Here is a 17,721-nt window from a genome sequence, read left to right as displayed (position 1 = left end):
AATCGGATGATCGGGCTTGGCGTACTCATGGCAATCGTGATGCTGGCCCTCTGTTCCTTGCTGTGAGCACCAGCCTGAACGGAGACTGACCAGCGCACGTCTCAAGGGGAGCGAGCCATGTTGCTGGAAGAGAAAAAGCGGGTCCTGCGCGATCGTGTCAAAGAGGCGCGTTCGGTGGTCGAGCGGCCGGGTGATCAGCCGGCGGTAAAGGCGCTGAGCCAGCATTACGCCGAGGATGTGGCCTGGTTGCTCGAGGTGATCGAGGGGCTTACCCAGCCCCAATAACAGACGAGGCGGACGGGATTCCCCGCAAAGGGAGCCCCGCTCCGCCTCTTTTTTGTGCTGAATATCGCCGACCGATCGATCGCCGCCTCAGGACTTGACATCCTCCCCGGCCTGAAGGCCGGCGATTCCTACGGCGTTTAGACCCCGCCAGCGGCCCGAATCGCTTCGGGGGTCCTGCTTCGGTAAACAGAGTGAGCCAAGGCAATCCTCCAAAAGAAGGGAGTACAAAGCCGATGCTTGGCCTAAAGCGAACATGGCTGCGGTGGAGAATCCGGCACCTCGCGTCCTCGTTCCGAGCCAGTATGGACCCGCGCGAACGATTTCGGATCAGTCTACAGCTGAGCGAGCTCTTGGCCGCCGTCGTGACCCAAGACCTAGTCTTGATCGTCGGACACCCGGCCCTCACTAAACGGTAGCGATCATGCCACTCGACTACCAGATTTCTCGCGAAGCTCGTGAACAGGAGACTCGCGGGAGAGGGGCTGCCCGATATTCCTACGGCTGCTCGCCAATGAAGAGGCAGATTCACTCTAAACCTCTTGAAAGCAAGCCTCGGACCCGAGCAGGGTCCGAGGCTTTTTGCCTTTTGGACCCTCACAATCAAGTTCTCGGCTGTAATACACAAGGAGAAGTGTCTCTGCGGTAGGCCTGGCTCTGCCAGTGCCGAATTGTGCTGCGTCTCGTCTTTCGCTCTCCCGTACACGCGCCATTTCCACTGCAAATATCAGCAGTTACGCGCCCATTCTTTCCATGTTGCATTACAAAGGAGGTAATCGTTGGCGACTTGTTTGATGACAGAGGCTCTCCCGCCTTGATGGCAGCGGACCCTCGTGGGCTTTGCCCTCTACGATCAGCTCACAGAAATTCTGGGCATGCCGGATTCCTACCGACAGATCCTCACCCGCTCGATGGCGTCGGGATCGGTCTGGCGACAGGCCTTCGAAGCCGCCCTTCGGCGGCTGGGCGGCGAGGCGGATCTGCAGGCGCTCTACGCGGAGATCGGGCCGCGTCGGCCGACTTCCACAGCGCACTGGAAAGAGAAAGTTCGGCAGATCGCGCAACGCCACTGCCTCCGAACCGGACCGGCCCGTTATGCGTTGGCGGCGTAAGCGTCACCCCTCTTCACCTCAAAGGAGGATTGCACGTTCGAGATGAGTCCCATGCTTTGGACGATCCACTCCAAGGCGACGTTGAATCAGCTCAATGACTGTTTTGACATTGTCGTGACGCTGACGACGTTGCCGCTGGATCAGGATCGTCGGCACATCAGCTTCAGTGTCCGCGTTCCCGTCCAACACCTACATGAAGGTATCTGCCAAGACTGGCGGATGGAAATCGGGTTCCCGCTCACGCCCGGCGTCTACAGACAACTGGAGACGCAACGGCTGCTCCAGACCGCCCACTACCTGACGATGGTATGCAACCGCAGTCAGCTCGGGGCCTTCTGGACGTTTCTGGAAGAGATCGGCCGGTTCATGGAGGTTCCGGAGGAAATGAACCGCGCGATCGCGAGTCTCAAGCACACCATGGTTCGCCACGCGGCGGATCTCGATCAACGGTTGGTGGATCTCCGGTGCTGACTCACCCGCCGGTTCCACCTTGATGGCGAATGCACCGATCACGACATTCGGAGAAGCGATGAACAAGAAGATGCGCATGTGCAACACTCTGCTATTGGCGTGTGAAATCCTGGGATGGTGGGGGTGCCTGCTGTGTCTCCCCGGGCCGGCGTTCGCGGAGATCGACGTCACGCTCGGGACCGGGATCGGATCCGAACGGTTGGCGTGGAGTATCGCCGGCCCGGGAGGACGGCCGAATATCCTCTCAGAACTCACGTTTCAGCGAACCGAGACCGTAGTCGGATTCGTCAAAAGCGCCTGGCGCCACCAGGACTGGAGACTCGACCTGGAACTCGACGGCGGAGTCCTGCAATCCGGCAGCGTGCGGGACGAGGACTTCGCTGGAAACAACAGACAAGGGTTGTTAATCAGGAGCATGAGCCAGATCGACGGCAACATGCTCTGGGCGGCTCGCGGCGGCGTAGAGTATCGGTGGCTGAATCAGTCCTGGAGCCAGAGCTGGCTCCGGATCGGCGGCATCTTCAGCCAGCAAACCTATCGCATCGTGGACGGGGTCCAAGACGTCCCGACTCTCAGCGCCATCGATCGGCTGAACAGCACCTACCGGGCCCGCTGGTACGGGCCCGAGCTCGGACTGAAAGAGTATCTCCCGCTCGGCCGGAGCGCGTTTGCGCTCACGGGGGAAGTGGCCTGGTGGCCGTGGCTCCGATACGACGGCCAAGGGACCTGGAACCGCCGATCGGATCTCCGGCAAGATCCGAGTTTCACCCATACGGCCACCGGCTGGGGAGTCGGGACGGATGCGGCCCTGGCATGGTCGTTTCTGAAAGATCGCGCCTGGATGAGTCTCGGCTGGCGCTGGCAGTGGATGGAGACCGGCCGCGGCACCGCCAGGACCTTCTTCTCCAACGGCACGTCCAGTGAAGTCCAATTCAACGGGGCGGCTCGCCAAAGCCAGCTGTACTATTTCAGCGCTTCCGCCACCTTTTAATGGAGGAACAGATGACAAAAAGCGCAACCCTGCCCGTCACGGCCACGTGGACCATTCCGGCCCGACAATTGGCCGAGGCGCTCGATCGGCTCGCGCCGGTGACCGCGGATCATTACCAGAATGACGAGGTCGTGGAACTGGCGATCGAACCCGGCTCCCTGCGGCTGCGGGCCGCCAATCAGGCGACCGAGATCCGTGTCACGCTCCCGTGCGAAACGGCTGCTCGCACCGTTCTCATGATGCCGGCCAGGAAGCTGCGGGAGACCGTCCGAATGCTGTCCGGCGATCTGGCGATGACGCAGAAGGACAACGTCGTCACCATGCAAGTCGGGTCGTTCAAGACGACGCTGTATACCGCCAGCACTTCCGTGACGGCCAAAGCCCCGGTGGCGGAGGGACCCCCTCAGAACCAGGTGATCCTGTCGGCCATTCGCCTCGGGACCCTGCTCGAGCAAGCCAGCTCGTGCGTCAACCAGCACGACAGAACGCGCCCCATGATGCAGGGAGTGCTCGTGGAAGTGGAGCGGGATCGGCTCCGCCTGGTCGGGACCGATGGGTGCCGTCTGGTGACCGTCTGGGAGCCGGTCGATCCGCTCGGAACCTGGACGCTGCCGCCCAGGACCGCGATCATCCCGGCCATTGCCGTCCGGGCCCTCATCGGCATGCTGGCGGCGGCTTCCAAGGATCGCACGGAAGGGGACGCGGCGGCCTGGGCCACGATGACCTTCCGGCAGGACGGGATGGATCTCACGGTGGGGTCCTGGCATCTCCGAACGGACTATCAGCCGGGGCCATACCCCAACTGGAAGGCCGTCGTGCCGGCCAATCCGGCGGCTCAGCCGCACACCAATTCCCTGAGGGTGGGTCGGGAGGAGGCGATCGCCGCCGTCCAGCGGATCGCGCTCCTGGCTTCCCCCAGTTATCCGTCCATGGACTGCCAGTTGACCAAGGGGGCGCTCACGGTCAGCACGCAGAGCGACATCGGCCAGGCCGAAGAAACCATGCAGGCCGAGTACGACGGCGAGCCGCATACCGTCTGCCTCAACCCCCATTTCCTGCTCGAGGCGTTGGAGATCCTGCGCGCCGAACAGGTCGAATGGTCGCAAGTCGTCAATCAGCCGGCCCCGGTCGTGCTGACGGGCCACGAGGATCGCACGATCTGTATCATCATGCCCATCAAGAAGTAACGGCGTCCCATACCGATGAAAAGGCCCTGGAGCGATCCGCTCCGGGGCCTTTTTTTGCCAGGAGCACGCTGTACTTGAAAGACTGGCCGTAATACCGAAATACAGCCTATGGTCACCTTGACCAGCGTTCCAAGGGGGGGAATCCGTGAAAGCGATCGGCAGCATCTTCCTCATGACCGCGTGCATTGTGGGCAGCGGCTGCGCCTACCTGGACTGCGAGCGGCAATGGCGGGAGTCCTATGCGCCGCCTGCCTCCATTCAAGACAACCAGGCGACGAAGACGGACGTCGAACGGGGCCGGGCATTGATGAAGCAGGACTTTATTCGAGCCTGCCTGGGCGAGTGAGATGACCACAGGAGCGAGCGCCAGCTCCTGGCTTGAGCCATGGGAAGCAGCCAGTAGAAAGCGACTTGGAAAAAGGGATACCTGAAGAAGGCGCGGCGGGTGCGGACGCCTGGAACGTCCTCGTGGTCGAGTACGACGAGAACATCAGGCGCCAGGTAGTGGAATACCTCGATGGGGAGGAATTCGCCTCCGGAAAGTTGAACATTTCGGGCATTGCGGATCTGCCCGCGGCCCTGAACGTCATCAGGGAGCACAAGGCTGACTTGGTCATCCTCGACGTCTACCGCGGGACCGCCCGGCCGGGTGGTGAACAGACCGGCGTCCAGATTTTGGAGAGCATCAAGAGATCCGGCTTTGTGCCGGTGGTGCTCTACACCGCGCTTCCAGAAGGATTGGAGACCCACAAGAGCAGCTTCGTCCGGTTGTCGGGAAGGATGCCGGCGGCTTGGCGAAGCTGAAGGAGGAAATCGGGGACCTCTTTCGGATAAGAGTCCTACAACTCCACAGGGCGGTAGTCGATCGCCCGGACAAGTCGGATGGAGGTTTTGTCAAGATCCACATTTCCTGACTAGACCTCCGCGTGTTGCACTGAAAGAAAACGTTCTCTTACAGCATTCACGCCAGAAAGCCCATGGCTTCAGCCGTGGGATGAGAGGTGCTGATCCGCAGAGTCGTGTGAACGCTCTACTGGGATGAAATCGATGGCTCGCCGCGGCACATCAGGCTGAACGGCGCCTCGCTCCTCCACCACATCACCTGGTCCACATCCACACACATCGGCACCACCTCCTCGTCGGGATCCTCAGGGATGGCTGGCAGCGGGAACACTTCATCCCAGAACGCCTGCTCATTTGGCATTTCCTGGCCAGGTGGCCATCCTGGCGGAAACCACAAGAACGGGAGCCCACACGGCAACCCTGAGAACAGAGCCGGAGTGATCGGCAGAGTGGGAGGACACCCGGACAGGAAGCGAAGCAGTGGTGCCGTCGCGGCCGTTTGCGCAGCGGCCACTGAAGGCAGGAGGCTGAGCATCGCGAGGAGCAGGAGAATCGGAGCGAGACGACGCGATCGGCCTGTGGCGAGCCGCATGACAGGACCTCCCGGGTGAGACGCCCTTGTGCGCGAGTCGGACGACCACCGCCTTCGATCTGCGTGATCGCGCGCTCCGCGCCGTTCGTGACCCGATCGACCGAATGGGCGTAGATCATCGTGGTCTCGAGATCCGCATGGTGGAGCATGTCCTTGACGGCCTGGACGAGTGGTTCGGCAAGAGCCGGGGAAGCTTGGGGCCGGACGATTGGGAGCATAGACATCGGATACGCGAAACGACGGCGGAGGTCAAGCCGGGGAATTACGGGGAAGGCCAGGCCCAGCGCTTCATTGCCGCATAGGGCGGCTGTATGGCAATGGACGGTCGTAATAACTATCGAGAGAATCGCAACCGAGATACATGGAGTCATGGAAGGCGCAGAATTCTGTTTTGTCAGAAAGAGTTGGACTGTTGTGAGTATGCTGAATTGATTATGGAATCAGAGGCATCTGAGGATCACAGCCAGATCGATGATCAGGGTGCGGAGGCTGCGTTCGGTTCACCCTTTGCCTATTGCGTGGCCCTGCATAGGTTGCTGGACGGGGGACTCACTGACCTATCGCTCCCGGCCCAGCGCCTGTATCTCCAGTTGGTCCGCGAGACCGTCGGCCGGGGTGTCAATCAGGTCACGATCGGGATGGCCCAACTCCGGCGCCTCACCGGGATGCCCAACAGCACGTTGGTCCGGGCCTTTCGTCTCCTGCAATCCAAAGAACTAGTCACGGTGCTCGATCCGGGCGCCCCGGGAAAGGCCTCGACCTATCAGGTGGAGCTCCGTCGGGCCGCCCCCCCACACCGCGGCCAAGTCGTCCCTTCGATCGAAACGGTGCTGGTGAGCCTCACGGAGGAGGATCGGCGGGATCTCTTGGCGATGTACCGGCATCTTCCGGTCTCGGAACGGCAGGCATTCGAGCAGGCGGCCTTGCAGGACTTTCACAGCCTGGGCCTTCAGCCGGATCAACCCCTCCTTCGGCAAGCGGTCCTCTACCGGCTCTTTGCCGAGCGGTTTGGCCGAGCGCGTCGGCAGCGGTACCCTCAACTGCGATAAACTTGCTTGACGGCAGGCGGTGATCTGTGAACAATACTTCCGTCATGGATGCCGCCAAGCCTAAACGTGCCGTTATCTACGCCCGTGTGAGCACAGAACAACAACGGGAACGGCACACGATCGCCTCTCAATTATCGGTCATGCCCGGGATCGTGCGACAGCATGGCTATGAGTTAGTAGATGAGCCGTATGTTGATGATGGGGTCTCTGGCGAGACGATCAACGAGCGGCCAGGCATGCTGCGGTTGCTCGATGATGCCGAGCGAGACCTCTTCGACGCCATCTTTGTGATTGATCTGGACCGAATGACCCGTGCCCGGAAATCTATCGATTGGGAAATCATCAAGGACATCTGCCGACGCCACTGCATCTATGTCATCACGCCTTCGCAAGTCTATGATTTTGCTAACGAAGACCACGAGTTTATCTCGGATATCTTTAGCCGTCTTAGCGCACTGGAAAAGAGGAAATTTTTGCGCCGGGCCATGCGTGGGAAACTCGAGAAGGTCCGGCAAGGTCGGTTCATTGGCGGAAGACGACCGTATGGCTATCAGATTGTCGAGGGACGGTTTGAGATCCGTGAGGAGGAAGCGGCGGTCGTTCGGGAGATTTTTCAGCGGTGTCTGAATGGGGAGAGTTGCGAGATCATTCCTCATGCACTCACCGCCGCAGGGTATTTGACCCCATTGGGGCAACGGACGCCGTGGTCAAAATCTTCCGTTGTTCGAATCTTGCATGACTCTAAATACGCCGGCGCCTTTGTTCGATGGAAATGGAAACGAGAGGATCCTGGCATTGGGCGACGAGGAGCGATCGGCCGTTTAGCGCCGCGGCCATTGTCCGAGCAGGTGACCGTGGAAGTTCCAGCGATCGTCACGAAAGAGACATTTGAGGCGGCTCAGCTGGCCTTGAACAGCCGGAAAACGCTGTCGAGCCGCAATACCAAGCGAGAGTATTTGTTAGGAGGGATTCTCTGGTGTGCTTCTTGTGGGTGTCGGATGACAGGTGAATGCTACGCGAACGAACAGCGCTACTACGTTTGCTGGAATAGACGACGGAAGATCTCTAGATTGGCTCCCTGTCCGGTCCCGGCTTGCCGTGCTGACTGGGTCGAGGAAGCCGTCTGGAAAGCAGTGACGTCGTTGCTCTCTCAGCCTGACGTGCTTCATCAGGCGATACAGCGGGCGAACCATGGAACTGACGCCGCACAAGGGGATGGCGTTCGTGACCCCCGTCGCATCGAACGGCTTCTTGAAATGCGGAGAAAAGAAAAAGCACGGTTAATCAACCTCTATATGATTGGGGCAATCGATGAAGAAGTTCATCCGCAGTTATTGAAGTTGAAAACGGAGATGAAGACCTTAGAAGAGCAGCTGACTGTTGCTTGGTCCGATCAGCGCCGGCTTGCGCGAGTGAAGTCAATCAATACAGTGTGGATGGCCTCGCTTCAGAAACGCGCCTGCGAGACTCTTACATTCCCTGATAAGCGTACTCTTCTGAAATTGCTGTTTTTGAACCCAGACCCCAGGGATAAATCGCCGCAGATTGGGATATGGTATCATCAGGATCATAGTATCGAACTGATTGGAATTATTGATTTATTGAGGATGAAAGCAAGGGGATATGGAATTGAGTCTCAATCGTGCTCATGATCGGCCCTCCGGGATCGGGCAAGACCATGCTGGCCCGCCGGTTGCCCGGCATCCTCCCGCCGATGGAGATGGAGGAAGCGATCGAGACCACCAGGGTGCACAGCGTGGGGGGAATCCTGCCCAACGGACGACCGCTCGTCACGGCCCGCCCGTTCCGCGCCCCGCACCACAGCATCTCGGACGCGGGCCTCATCGGCGGCGGGACCGTTCCGCGCCCCGGTGAGGTGTCCCTGGCCCACAACGGCGTGCTGTTTCTAGACGAGGTCCTGGAATTCAAGCGCCACGTGCTCGACGGGCTTCGCCAACCCCTTGAAGACGGGACCATGGTGTTGACGCGGGCGAGTGGGTCGCTCCGCTACCCGGCCAGGGTCATGCTGGTGGCGGCCATGAATCCCTGCCCCTGCGGCTATTACGGGGACACGACCCGGGAATGCCGCTGCACGCCCCACGAGATCAGAAAGTACCGGTCACGGCTTTCCGGCCCGCTTCTGGACCGGCTGGACATCCACGTCGAAGTCCCGCCGGTGCCGGTCCGGGAACTGGGGCGAGCGGACCGCCGGGAACCGTCCGCCGCGATTCGCGAGCGGGTGAGGTCCGTCCGGGCACGGCAGGCGGCCCGTTATCGGAAGGACGGGCTCTTCTGCAACGCCCAACTCAAGCCGCGCCACCTGAAGACCCACTGCGCGATTGACGGAACCGGGCGTGACCTGCTGGAGCAGGCCATGAGCCGGCTGGGCCTGTCGGCCCGCGCCTACGGGCGCATCCTGCGAGTCGCGCGGACGATCGCCGACCTGGCCGGCTCCGATCGTATCGAGCCCGCGCACTTGGCGGAGGCGATCCAGTACCGGAGCCTGGACCGCCGCGGAGACCTCCCGTGAAGAACGGGCTTCCTCCCTCGGTCAGGATTTTCTCCTGGTGGTTCATGGTGGGCGCCACCATGGCCCTGTCGGTGATCATGCTGGAGGGCGGCATCCGGGAGATCATGCAGGCCCAGGGATCGCTCTGGGAGGTCAAGCTCGTCGAGCTGCTCACGGCGATCGTCGGGGGCGGATTGTTGGGCGGCTGCATCGCGCTCATCCTGGATCGGATCAAGAAACCGTAAGAGGCGAGGCGTAAGGGACGAGGGAGAAGAGATGGACATCGAGATTGGATCGCACCTGTACCGCAACACGGACGGCACGGTGGAGGTCGAAGGGGTGCCCCAGATCACCCTGACCCTCCCCAAGCCGGGAGGCCCCCTTCTGATCAACTTCATCACCTATGACGAGGCCGGACGGGTCATCGCCAAGGTCGTGGACAGCGCCTTGCAGTTCAACGAGCGCCGGGCGCACGAGCTGACCAGGACCCGGACCAGCCTCACGCTCAAAAACCTGGAGACCGGCAAGGTCGTCCTGCGGGCCGAGTTGAAGGAGGACGGGCGCGTGACGCTCCGGGAAGGGGAGTTCCGGACGGTGCGGGGCCATATCCTGCAGATTTCGCCGACCGAGTGGCGCGTCGAGAAGAAAAAAATGAGCGGCGGGCAGACGGACCTGGAAGGGAAATCGGCCGCGATCGGATAACAAAGAGCCGCCGGCACGAGCCGGCGGCTCAAGCATCCCTCAGGTGAGTCACTTCGTTTCGATGACGATCCGGCGCGGCTTGGCTTCCTCCAGCTTGGGGAGCTGAACGAACAACACCCCGTCCCTGTAGGTCGCCGACGCCTTGTTGTGATCCACGTGGGTCGGGATCGCGAACGAACGGGAAAACGAGCCCCGGCCCAGCTCGCGAACCAGGTAGGTCCGCTCGGGCTCAACCGCCTCCTCTTTCCGCTCGCCCTTGATCGTCAGCACCCCGTCTTCCGCCACGATCTCGATATCCTTCGCCGACATGCCCGGCAGGGCAGCCTCCACGTGGAACCCGTCCGCATCCTCGTAGACGTTGCAGGCCGGGGCCCAGGTCCGGATCGGCCGGACGACGGTGCTCAACGCATCGTTCAAGAACCTGTCGATCTGAAGATCAAACGGCGTATAGGTCGCGAGCTGCATGGCCTCCTCCTTTCCACTTTCACATCCCTCGGCTCGATCGGCAAGCCATCCGTTCCCGCTTGCCGTTGTCCCGTCAACGCTCGCTCAACGTCCGTCGGCGCCGACGGAAATTGGAGATAACACCGCCGGGCCGCCGGTCAAGCCCCCGGGCGCTCAGTCCTGTTTCGTCTCGACGGTGGGGACGACGAGCATGCGGCCGTCCTTCATGTCCACTGTCGCCGTGTCTCCGTCCCGAAGCTCGCCCCTGACCAGCAGCCGTGCAATCGGGGTCTCGACGTCTTGCTGGAGCAGCCGCTTGAGCGGGCGGGCGCCGAAAACCGGATCGTACCCGCGGCGGGCCAGGTCGGTCACCGCCGCCGGAGTCAGGGCCAGCAGGATCCGCCGCTCCGCCAGCCGGTCCCGCAGCCGGCCCAGTTGGATGTCCACGATCCTGGTCAATTGCTCGTCGGTCAACGGGTGGAAGACCACGGTCTCGTCAACCCGGTTCAGAAACTCGGGGCGGAAATGCCGCCGCAGCTCGGCCATGACCAGGTCCCGGACCTCTTCATAGGAGGCGCGCCGCTGCTGGGCCTCGAGGATCTCCTGGCTGCCCAGATTCGAAGTCATGATCAGCACCGTGTTCTTGAAATCCACGGTGCGGCCGTGCGAATCGGTCAACCGGCCGTCGTCCAGGACCTGGAGGAGGATGTTGAACACGTCATAGTGGGCCTTTTCGATCTCGTCGAAGAGGATGACCGAGAAGGGCCGGCGCCGGACCGCCTCGGTGAGTTGGCCGCCTTCCTCGTACCCGACGTAGCCGGGCGGGGCGCCGATCAGCCGTGCGACCGTGTGCTTCTCCATGTACTCGGACATGTCGATCCGGACCAGGTTCGCCTCGTCGTCGAACAGGCTCGCCGCCAGGGCGCGGGCCAGCTCGGTCTTGCCCACGCCCGTCGGGCCCAAAAACAAGAACGAGCCGATCGGCCGGTTCGGGTCCTTGATGCCGGAGCGGGCCCGCAGGACCGCGTCGGCTACGGCCCGGACCGCTTCGTCCTGCCCGACGACCCGCCGGTGCAGCAACTCCTCCAGCTTCAGGAGCTTGTCCAGCTCGCCCTCCATCAGGCGGGTGACCGGGATGCCGGTCCAGCGACTGACGACCAGCGCGATGTCGTCCTCGTCCACTTCCTCCTTGAGCAGGCGGCTCTCTCCCTGCTTTTTCGCCAGGTGCTGCGCTTCGAGGGTCAGCTCCCGTTCGAGCCTGGGCAGTTCGCCGTAGCGGAGCTCGGCCACGCGGTTGAGATCGTAGGCCCGTTCCGCCCGCTCGATCTGGTGTTTCACGTCCTCGATCTGCTGGCGGATCTTGCGGAGGCGCCCGACCGCGGCCTTCTCCGTTTCCCACCTGGTCTTCAGCGCGCTCAGGTCGCGGTTCTTCTCGGCCAGCTCCTGCTCCAGCGTCTCCAACCTGGCCCGGCTCCCCGGATCGCTCTCCTTGCGGAGGGCCTCCCGCTCGATCTCCAGCTGCATGACCTTGCGGGACACTTCGTCCAGCTCGGCGGGCAGACTGTCGATCTCCGTCCGCAGGCGCGCCGCCGCTTCGTCCACCAAGTCAATCGCCTTGTCCGGCAGGAACCGGTCCCCGATGTACCGGTGGGACAGTTTCGCCGCGGCCACGAGCGCCGCATCCTTGATCCGGACCCCGTGATGGACCTCGTACCGCTCCTTGAGACCCCGCAGGATCGAAATCGTATCTTCGACCGAGGGCTGGTCCACCAGCACGGGTTGGAAGCGTCGCTCCAGCGCCGCGTCTTTCTCGATGTGCTTGCGGTACTCGTCGAGCGTAGTCGCGCCGATCATGTGGAGCTCGCCACGGGCCAGCATCGGCTTGAGCAGGTTGGCCGCGTCCATGGCCCCTTCGGCCGCCCCGGCCCCCACGACCGTGTGGAGCTCGTCCACGAACAGGAGGACCTGTCCCTGGGAGGCCTGGATCTCCTTGAGCACGGCCTTCAACCGCTCCTCGAACTCGCCGCGGAACTTGGCCCCGGCGATCAGCGCGCCCATGTCGAGCACGATGAGGCGTTTGTGTTTGAGCCCCTCCGGCACGTCGCCCTTGAGGATCCGCTGGGCCAAGCCTTCCACGATCGCGGTCTTGCCGACGCCCGGCTCGCCGATGAGCACCGGATTGTTCTTGGTCCGCCGTGACAGGATCTGGATGACCCGCCGGATCTCCTCGTCCCGCCCGACCACCGGGTCCAGCTTGCCCTGGCCGGCCAGCCTGGTGAGGTCGCGTCCGTATTTCTCCAGCGCCTGGTAGGTCCCTTCCGGATCCTGGCTGGTCACCCGCTGGTGGCCCCGCACCTGCTGGAGCGAAGCCAGCACCCGGTCCCTCGTCAACCCCAGACGCTGGAAGACGCCCCCTTCTTCCACCATCGCGAGAAGCACGTGCTCGACGCTCAGGTACTCGTCCTTCAGGGCCTGCATCTCTTGCTCGGCTCTGGTGAGGACCTGAGCCAGACGGTTGGTGATGTGCACTTGCCCGGGAGTGGCCCCGCCCCCTTGCACCTGGGGCAGCCTGGCCAGGGCCTGCTCGACGGCGCTCCGGACCGAAGAGACAGAGACGCCCGCTTGCTCCAGGAGGGGAACGGTCAAGCCTTCCCCCTGCTCCAGCAGGGCCAGGAGCAGGTGCTCGACATCAATTCCCTGGTGGCTCCGGCGCATCGCTTGCGCCGAGGCGGTCTGGAGCGCCTCCTGGAGCTTGACGGTCATGTGGTTCATGTCCATGGGTCGTTCTCCCGTGCGACGGAGGCCGCGTCGCTAACAGAGCTAATCACCCTGAGCCGCAAGTCAACCGATGGGCCCGACTTATCGAGACCTCGAACGGAGAAACGCTCCGAGCAGGTGAGATCCTCACGGCTCCTGGCGCCCGGCTGAAGACGCTCGATCGGCATCTGATGCGACACACCGCTCAACGGTCCGCAGCCGCCGGTCCAGTTGTCTGATGCGCCAGAACGACACCGCCAGGCCGATGAGTAGAAAGAGGACCAAGCCCGCGAGGAGGATGAGCCCTGCCATCACCTCGTGCGGGAGCCAGGCCTGTCCTGCTTCTCCGGCATGACCCGCGTAGGCCCGATCGATCATGGCGCACGGCCCTCACCTAAAACGACCTTATAGAGGAGGGGAGAGGGAGGGTCAAGCTTGCGGAGACGCCGGGCCGGCCGGTCGTGAAGGGACCTTGACCGAAGAGGGGCAACCGGACTATTGTCCGATTGAGTCCTCGACGATGTCCCACTCCACAACGAATCCCTTCGCCGTGATCACCGGCGCCTCCCGCGGGATCGGGGCCGACTATGCCAGGGCCCTGGCCGCCAGGGGGTACGATCTGCTCCTCGTGGCTCGGGCCCGGGACCGTCTGGAGCGGCTGGCCTCGGAACTCGCCGGCCGCTTCCCCGTCGCCGCGGACGTGGCGGTGCTGGATCTGGCCCTCCCGGAGGCGGCCAACCGGCTCTTCACCGCCGCGCGCGAGCGCCGGCCGGCGACCGACCTGCTGATCAACAACGCCGGCTTCGGCCTCTTCGGCCCCTTCGCCGAACAACCCATGCCCCGCATTCAGGAGATGCTGCGCCTCCACGTCAACACGGTCGTCGAGAGCATCCGCCTCTTTCTGCCGGGGATGATCGAGCGCCGGTCCGGCGGGATCATCAACGTCGCCTCGACGGCCGGGTTCATGCCGCTCGCGTACATCGCGGAGTACGCCGCCACGAAAGCCTTCCTGATCACGTTCTCACAGGCTTTGGCGGAGGAAGTGCGGGCCTCGAACGTGCGCGTGCAGGCCTGCTGCCCCGGTTCCACGATCACTGACTTCCACGAGACGGCCCAGTTCAAGCCGCGGAACCCGTTCAAGGCCCAGACCTCGATGGAGGTGGTCGCCGTTTCGCTGGCAGCCCTCGACCGTGGGCCGGCGGTCGTGACGACCAACTGGAGCGGTGCCCTGGTGGACCGGTTGGGACGCTGGGTGCCCAGGAGACTGCTCGCACGGGGAGCCGCGAGCTGGATGAGGAAGTCGAGGTGATCGCCGGCCCATGACCGAAATTCTCCGCGCCACCCTGCGTCTGTACCAGAACGCCCTGCGCGCCACCGTTCAGTCGTTTCTCCGGAGCTGGGTCCTCGTCATCGCGGTCGTGCTCTTCGGCGCCGCGATGGTCCTGGCCACGTCCATCGTGGCGCCGCTCGGGTTGATCGGCGGGTTCATCCTGGGGGCCGTCAACGCCCTGTTGATCGGAGCCACGCTTGGGCTGATCGAGCAGGCCGTCGGCAGCCCTCGCCGCCTCGGATTCCACGACATCTGGGAAAGCCTGGGCCAGCACTTCTGGGACGTGATCGGGCTGGGCTTCGTCCTGTGGGTGCCGATGATGCTGCTGGAAAAGGGCCTGGCGGCCAATCCGAACGGCCCGTTCCTGGCCGCCGCCATCTTCCTGCTCCTGTTCATCCTGCTGAACCCGGCTCCCGAGGTCATCTATCAGGTACGCCACGACTCCCCGCTGGACGTGATCCGGGAGAGCTACGAGTTCGTGCTCGACAACTGGATCGAGTGGTTCCTGCCCCTGGCGGTGGTGGTGGCTCCGTTCGGCCTCTCGTTCTTCTTCGGGATCTCCGGCCGCCTCGGTCGCGGCGCGGGGCTCGATTTCTTCCAGATTCTGATCCTGCCGTTCACGCTGCTGACCGCCTGGCTGAGCTACCTGGGGCTGCCGGACCTGGCCAGCTCCGGGCTCGTGGTGCTCCTCACGCCTCCCGTGGCCGTGGCCATGCTGATCTTCCGCGGCCACCTGTTCGCGGCCCTTCACGGCTCGTCCCGGCGGCAGCGGCTCTTCCGGCAGCGGACAGAAGGCGAGGGGTAGGAAGGCAACGTGAAGCGTCTCTCGTGAAGCGCAAGACGAGAGACGAGATACGCGTGACGATTGACGGATTTCGGTCAGATCTCGGCGACCGGCATGGTCCGCTCCCCTTCGCAGACCGTGCAAAGCTTGGCCGGGACCCCATCGGTAGGGTAGGCGGGACCCAGTGCGTGGCACTGGTCCAACGCCACGACGTCGGTTCCTTGAGAGGTCCAGAGGCGCCGGCAAACGGGACAGCAGTACCACTGGGTGTAAGCCGGCCATTCCCGGTCTCGTGTAGCCATCAGCGGCGGCTCCAAGAAGCGAGCGGAAACAATTCTTCGGTCTCAAGGCTGGAGATAGGCATCAAGCTCCGGCCGTCAAGGTCCGGAACGAGAAGCCGGACCTGATGGGATGCCTTGGCCATCCACCAGCCACGCCTCGCCGCGGATGGTCCAGTCGGCGCACCCCATGGGCAGAGTGATGAAGCTGAGCAGGATGAAAACCGGCCTCTCGGTCGCCGAGACGTGCGTGGCGGCGTTGGCGCCCATCTCCCGAAGCTTCTCCTTCAACGGGACCACGATGAGGGCCTCGTCGGCGGCTCGCTCCGAGTAGAGCCCGCAATCGGACGACTCGATGGTGATCCGCCCGGCCTTCGTCACGGTGCCCGCTTGGATGGCCTGCTCGACTTGAGCTTGCGTGAGCTGCTCGGAGTAGAACCCATGCCCTTCGCGATAGGCCAAGGATGGGGAGCAGGCGGCGCTCACGAGCGGCGCCAGGAGGAACAGGATAAGCAGCCGGCTGGGCATGGTCGGAGATATCGGGCAGTGTCGCAACTGTCTCTTTTTTCTCACTGTCTTTCTGACCTTCTCCAGCCTATTGAGAGAAACTATACCCAAGGCCGGCCACAGCGATGTTGTAGAACATGCCTCCGAAGTGGACGTTCCATTGAGTGGTCGGAACGTGGGTGGAATACTCCGTGGCGCCAAAGGTGTAACTGGTTGGGGCAAGATAGAGAAACCGGTATTCGGCGAAGACCGACCAACGCTCGTCAATCTCGGTGCGGAAGCCGGTCTTCGCCTGTGCGGCAAAGCTCCAACTGGAGGCGTCCGGTTTCGAATTGAAGTGGTTGATGCCCGGCTCAGCCGGATTCACCTGAAAGGACTCGGCTCCCGAGACGGACACGAACGCCGTTCCCACGCCGCCACCGATGTAGGGGTGAACCTTGTAGGGAGTGTGGAGAGACACGAGTGCGTTGGTCAAGAAGACCCCCATGTGCATGGGAAAGGAGACCTGAAAGCGGCGATTGGGAATTGAGTCCGAACTGGTCAGTTGCCCGCTCTGGGTGCTCCCGAGATAGTAGCCTTCCAACTCGGCAGCGGGTAGCAGTCCCCATCTCGATTCCTCCCTGCCGTACCACCACCCAGGCCATTCGTAACCAACGTGCAGTCCACCGATCGCCGCCGTCTTGGTGTCAGCATTGCCCACGGCGTTAACGGAGATGGGCCCACCGCCGGAAAAGGCCGTTCCGCGCTGCGCGAGACCTCCGTTACTGGAATTCCCAAGGCCACCGAAGGCGCCCGCGTAGAGGCCTCTGGAGGTAGACTGTCCCCACCGGAGCAGAGCCTCCTCTCCAAGAGCGGTGGAATGGGCTAGTACCCAGAATAGAAGTCCTGCCATTGGTATAAAAGACAGTCTCATGGATGGCATGCTTCCCCCATTCCTCATGGCAGCAGAGACGGTGAACCTTTACTAAAACTGAAACGAGCGGATCGCGCTTCGGCGCTCCCGCCGAGCAAGCTCGGGAACAGAAAAGCAACCGCTGGTGGCGTTTAGCGGATCGCCACAAGCATTGAGGCTCCCGCCCCGCTAGCGAGGCGTGGAGCTGGCGAGAGGACTTGAACCTCCAACCGGCGGTTTACAAAACCGCTGCTCTGCCGAGTTGAGCTACGCCAGCCCAGGGGTGAGGGTACACGATGGGCTTTGCCCTGGCAAGGGTCGGACCGCTTGACGCGATGGGTGAACGGGATTATCCTCCAACCGGCCTTTCGGAGTTTACCTCAGGAGGAGACGGCTCATGACGACATGGCGATCCGCTGTTCTCACGATCTGTATCGGCTGTGCCCTGCACCTCGCGGCCTGCTCGGGCCCGTCCTGGGTCCATCCGAACAAGCCGCAGGAGGAATTCACCCAGGACTACAACAGGTGCGAGGGCGACGCGTTGCGCGACCCCAAGCTCCAGCAGGGGAGCCGGTACCTCCTGCTCGAAGCGACGGAGCGGTGCATGCGGAAGAAGGGCTGGGTGATTAAGAACACCGAATAGGGCTCTGACCACCTTTGCACTCACGGAGGTGATGCGCGTGCCCTTTCCAGCGAGGCTCTCCGCGGGAGCCCGGGCCAAAACCGGAGAAGGGAGAACGAAGGTTGTCTCAGTTCCAGAACCACTGGATCTGGAACCGGAGCATGTTCCCGTTGACTTCTTGCTGGGGCTGCCCGAACTGCATGCCCACCTGGGTCAGCCGGTTCTCGGTGATCCATTCTGTGACCAGCCGCAGGTGCGTGTCCGGCTCCCACACCATGCCCACATACAAAATGCTGTTGTCGGCCGCCGCCGCCGCGTTGTTCTTGAAGCCGCCCTTGTAATACCCCCAGCGGACATACGGAATCAGCA

The 17,721-nt window shown here is 62.8% G+C and carries 22 protein-coding genes and 1 tRNA gene; 15 read left to right on the top strand and 8 right to left on the bottom strand.

Translation table 11 applies throughout. The features are described from left to right. Window positions 1–117: 117 nt before the first annotated feature. From AB1411_15945 to AB1411_15915, 7 genes are all read left to right on the top strand, one after another. Entirely contained in the window at window positions 118–285 is a 168-nt protein-coding gene (locus tag AB1411_15945; protein MEW6545087.1) for a hypothetical protein, read from the top strand. Window positions 286–1,157: 872 nt separating this feature from the next. After that, the gene (locus tag AB1411_15940; protein MEW6545086.1) at window positions 1,158–1,394 is read left to right on the top strand and encodes a hypothetical protein; all 237 of its coding nucleotides are present in this window, start codon (window positions 1,158–1,160) and stop codon (window positions 1,392–1,394) included. Window positions 1,395–1,445: 51 nt separating this feature from the next. After that, window positions 1,446–1,865, top strand: coding sequence for a hypothetical protein (locus AB1411_15935; GenBank protein ID MEW6545085.1), 420 nt, complete (start codon window positions 1,446–1,448; stop codon window positions 1,863–1,865). A 58-nt stretch (window positions 1,866–1,923) separates the two neighbouring features. Next, complete coding sequence (locus AB1411_15930) at window positions 1,924–2,856, top strand: hypothetical protein (protein MEW6545084.1); 933 nt, start codon at window positions 1,924–1,926, stop codon at window positions 2,854–2,856. A gap of 11 nt (window positions 2,857–2,867) precedes the next feature. Then, window positions 2,868–4,043: a hypothetical protein gene (locus AB1411_15925; GenBank protein MEW6545083.1), complete on the top strand. Its 1,176-nt coding sequence runs from the start codon at window positions 2,868–2,870 to the stop codon at window positions 4,041–4,043. 145 nt (window positions 4,044–4,188) lie between these two features. Continuing rightward, on the top strand, window positions 4,189–4,389 hold the full coding sequence (locus tag AB1411_15920; protein ID MEW6545082.1) for a hypothetical protein: 201 nt from the start codon (window positions 4,189–4,191) through the stop codon (window positions 4,387–4,389). A gap of 65 nt (window positions 4,390–4,454) precedes the next feature. Then, window positions 4,455–4,847 (top strand): hypothetical protein, encoded by a 393-nt coding sequence (locus AB1411_15915; GenBank protein MEW6545081.1) that lies wholly within the window; start codon window positions 4,455–4,457, stop codon window positions 4,845–4,847. Window positions 4,848–5,073: 226 nt separating this feature from the next. Here the strand turns inward: AB1411_15915 and AB1411_15910 are convergent, their stop codons facing one another. Then, window positions 5,074–5,247: a hypothetical protein gene (locus AB1411_15910; protein MEW6545080.1), complete on the bottom strand. Its 174-nt coding sequence runs from the start codon at window positions 5,245–5,247 to the stop codon at window positions 5,074–5,076. 749 nt (window positions 5,248–5,996) lie between these two features. Between AB1411_15910 and AB1411_15905 the strand changes: the two genes are divergently transcribed. From AB1411_15905 to AB1411_15885, 5 genes are read left to right on the top strand one after another with little or no spacing between them, the layout of a single operon-like run. Beyond that, a complete protein-coding gene (locus AB1411_15905; GenBank protein ID MEW6545079.1) occupies window positions 5,997–6,527 on the top strand; it encodes a hypothetical protein in 531 nt (176 codons plus the stop codon). A gap of 44 nt (window positions 6,528–6,571) precedes the next feature. Next, complete coding sequence (locus AB1411_15900; protein MEW6545078.1) at window positions 6,572–8,179, top strand: recombinase family protein; 1,608 nt, start codon at window positions 6,572–6,574, stop codon at window positions 8,177–8,179. Next, window positions 8,176–9,057 (top strand): YifB family Mg chelatase-like AAA ATPase, encoded by an 882-nt coding sequence (locus AB1411_15895; GenBank protein ID MEW6545077.1) that lies wholly within the window; start codon window positions 8,176–8,178, stop codon window positions 9,055–9,057. The genes AB1411_15900 and AB1411_15895 overlap by 4 nt, the downstream gene beginning before the upstream one ends. After that, complete coding sequence (locus tag AB1411_15890; GenBank protein MEW6545076.1) at window positions 9,054–9,281, top strand: hypothetical protein; 228 nt, start codon at window positions 9,054–9,056, stop codon at window positions 9,279–9,281. The genes AB1411_15895 and AB1411_15890 overlap by 4 nt, the downstream gene beginning before the upstream one ends. A gap of 31 nt (window positions 9,282–9,312) precedes the next feature. Beyond that, window positions 9,313–9,738 (top strand): hypothetical protein, encoded by a 426-nt coding sequence (locus tag AB1411_15885; protein ID MEW6545075.1) that lies wholly within the window; start codon window positions 9,313–9,315, stop codon window positions 9,736–9,738. 48 nt (window positions 9,739–9,786) lie between these two features. Here AB1411_15885 and AB1411_15880 read toward each other — a convergent pair whose 3' ends face one another. Next, the gene (locus AB1411_15880; GenBank protein MEW6545074.1) at window positions 9,787–10,203 is read right to left on the bottom strand and encodes an Hsp20/alpha crystallin family protein; all 417 of its coding nucleotides are present in this window, start codon (window positions 10,201–10,203) and stop codon (window positions 9,787–9,789) included. 153 nt (window positions 10,204–10,356) lie between these two features. Further along, the gene (gene clpB / locus AB1411_15875; protein MEW6545073.1) at window positions 10,357–12,960 is read right to left on the bottom strand and encodes an ATP-dependent chaperone ClpB; all 2,604 of its coding nucleotides are present in this window, start codon (window positions 12,958–12,960) and stop codon (window positions 10,357–10,359) included. Window positions 12,961–13,459: 499 nt separating this feature from the next. Between clpB and AB1411_15870 the strand changes: the two genes are divergently transcribed. Beyond that, window positions 13,460–14,248, top strand: coding sequence for an SDR family oxidoreductase (locus tag AB1411_15870; GenBank protein ID MEW6545072.1), 789 nt, complete (start codon window positions 13,460–13,462; stop codon window positions 14,246–14,248). Window positions 14,249–14,258: 10 nt separating this feature from the next. After that, window positions 14,259–15,074 (top strand): hypothetical protein, encoded by an 816-nt coding sequence (locus AB1411_15865; protein MEW6545071.1) that lies wholly within the window; start codon window positions 14,259–14,261, stop codon window positions 15,072–15,074. 74 nt (window positions 15,075–15,148) lie between these two features. Here the strand turns inward: AB1411_15865 and AB1411_15860 are convergent, their stop codons facing one another. The 4 genes from AB1411_15860 to AB1411_15845 all read right to left on the bottom strand — a co-directional run bounded on the left by AB1411_15860 (window position 15,149) and on the right by AB1411_15845 (window position 17,007). Beyond that, window positions 15,149–15,355: a hypothetical protein gene (locus AB1411_15860; protein ID MEW6545070.1), complete on the bottom strand. Its 207-nt coding sequence runs from the start codon at window positions 15,353–15,355 to the stop codon at window positions 15,149–15,151. A gap of 75 nt (window positions 15,356–15,430) precedes the next feature. After that, on the bottom strand, window positions 15,431–15,859 hold the full coding sequence (locus AB1411_15855) for a hypothetical protein (protein ID MEW6545069.1): 429 nt from the start codon (window positions 15,857–15,859) through the stop codon (window positions 15,431–15,433). Between the two features lie 67 nt (window positions 15,860–15,926). Further along, window positions 15,927–16,538, bottom strand: coding sequence for a hypothetical protein (locus AB1411_15850; protein MEW6545068.1), 612 nt, complete (start codon window positions 16,536–16,538; stop codon window positions 15,927–15,929). Between the two features lie 392 nt (window positions 16,539–16,930). After that, window positions 16,931–17,007, bottom strand: a tRNA-Thr gene (locus tag AB1411_15845). Window positions 17,008–17,127: 120 nt separating this feature from the next. On the opposite strand from AB1411_15845, the gene AB1411_15840 reads away from it, so the two are divergent. Then, window positions 17,128–17,373: a hypothetical protein gene (locus AB1411_15840; protein MEW6545067.1), complete on the top strand. Its 246-nt coding sequence runs from the start codon at window positions 17,128–17,130 to the stop codon at window positions 17,371–17,373. A gap of 106 nt (window positions 17,374–17,479) precedes the next feature. On the opposite strand, the gene AB1411_15835 is transcribed toward AB1411_15840, so the two are convergent. Beyond that, the coding region (locus AB1411_15835; GenBank protein ID MEW6545066.1) for a hypothetical protein at window positions 17,480–17,721 on the bottom strand (242 nt) is incomplete at its 5' end.

It is taken from the genome of Nitrospirota bacterium (assembly GCA_040757595.1).
Lineage (GTDB): Bacteria > Nitrospirota > Nitrospiria > Nitrospirales > Nitrospiraceae > JBFLWP01.
Note: the sequence above shows the minus strand (reverse complement) of the source record. Positions and strands in the feature narration are given on the sequence as shown.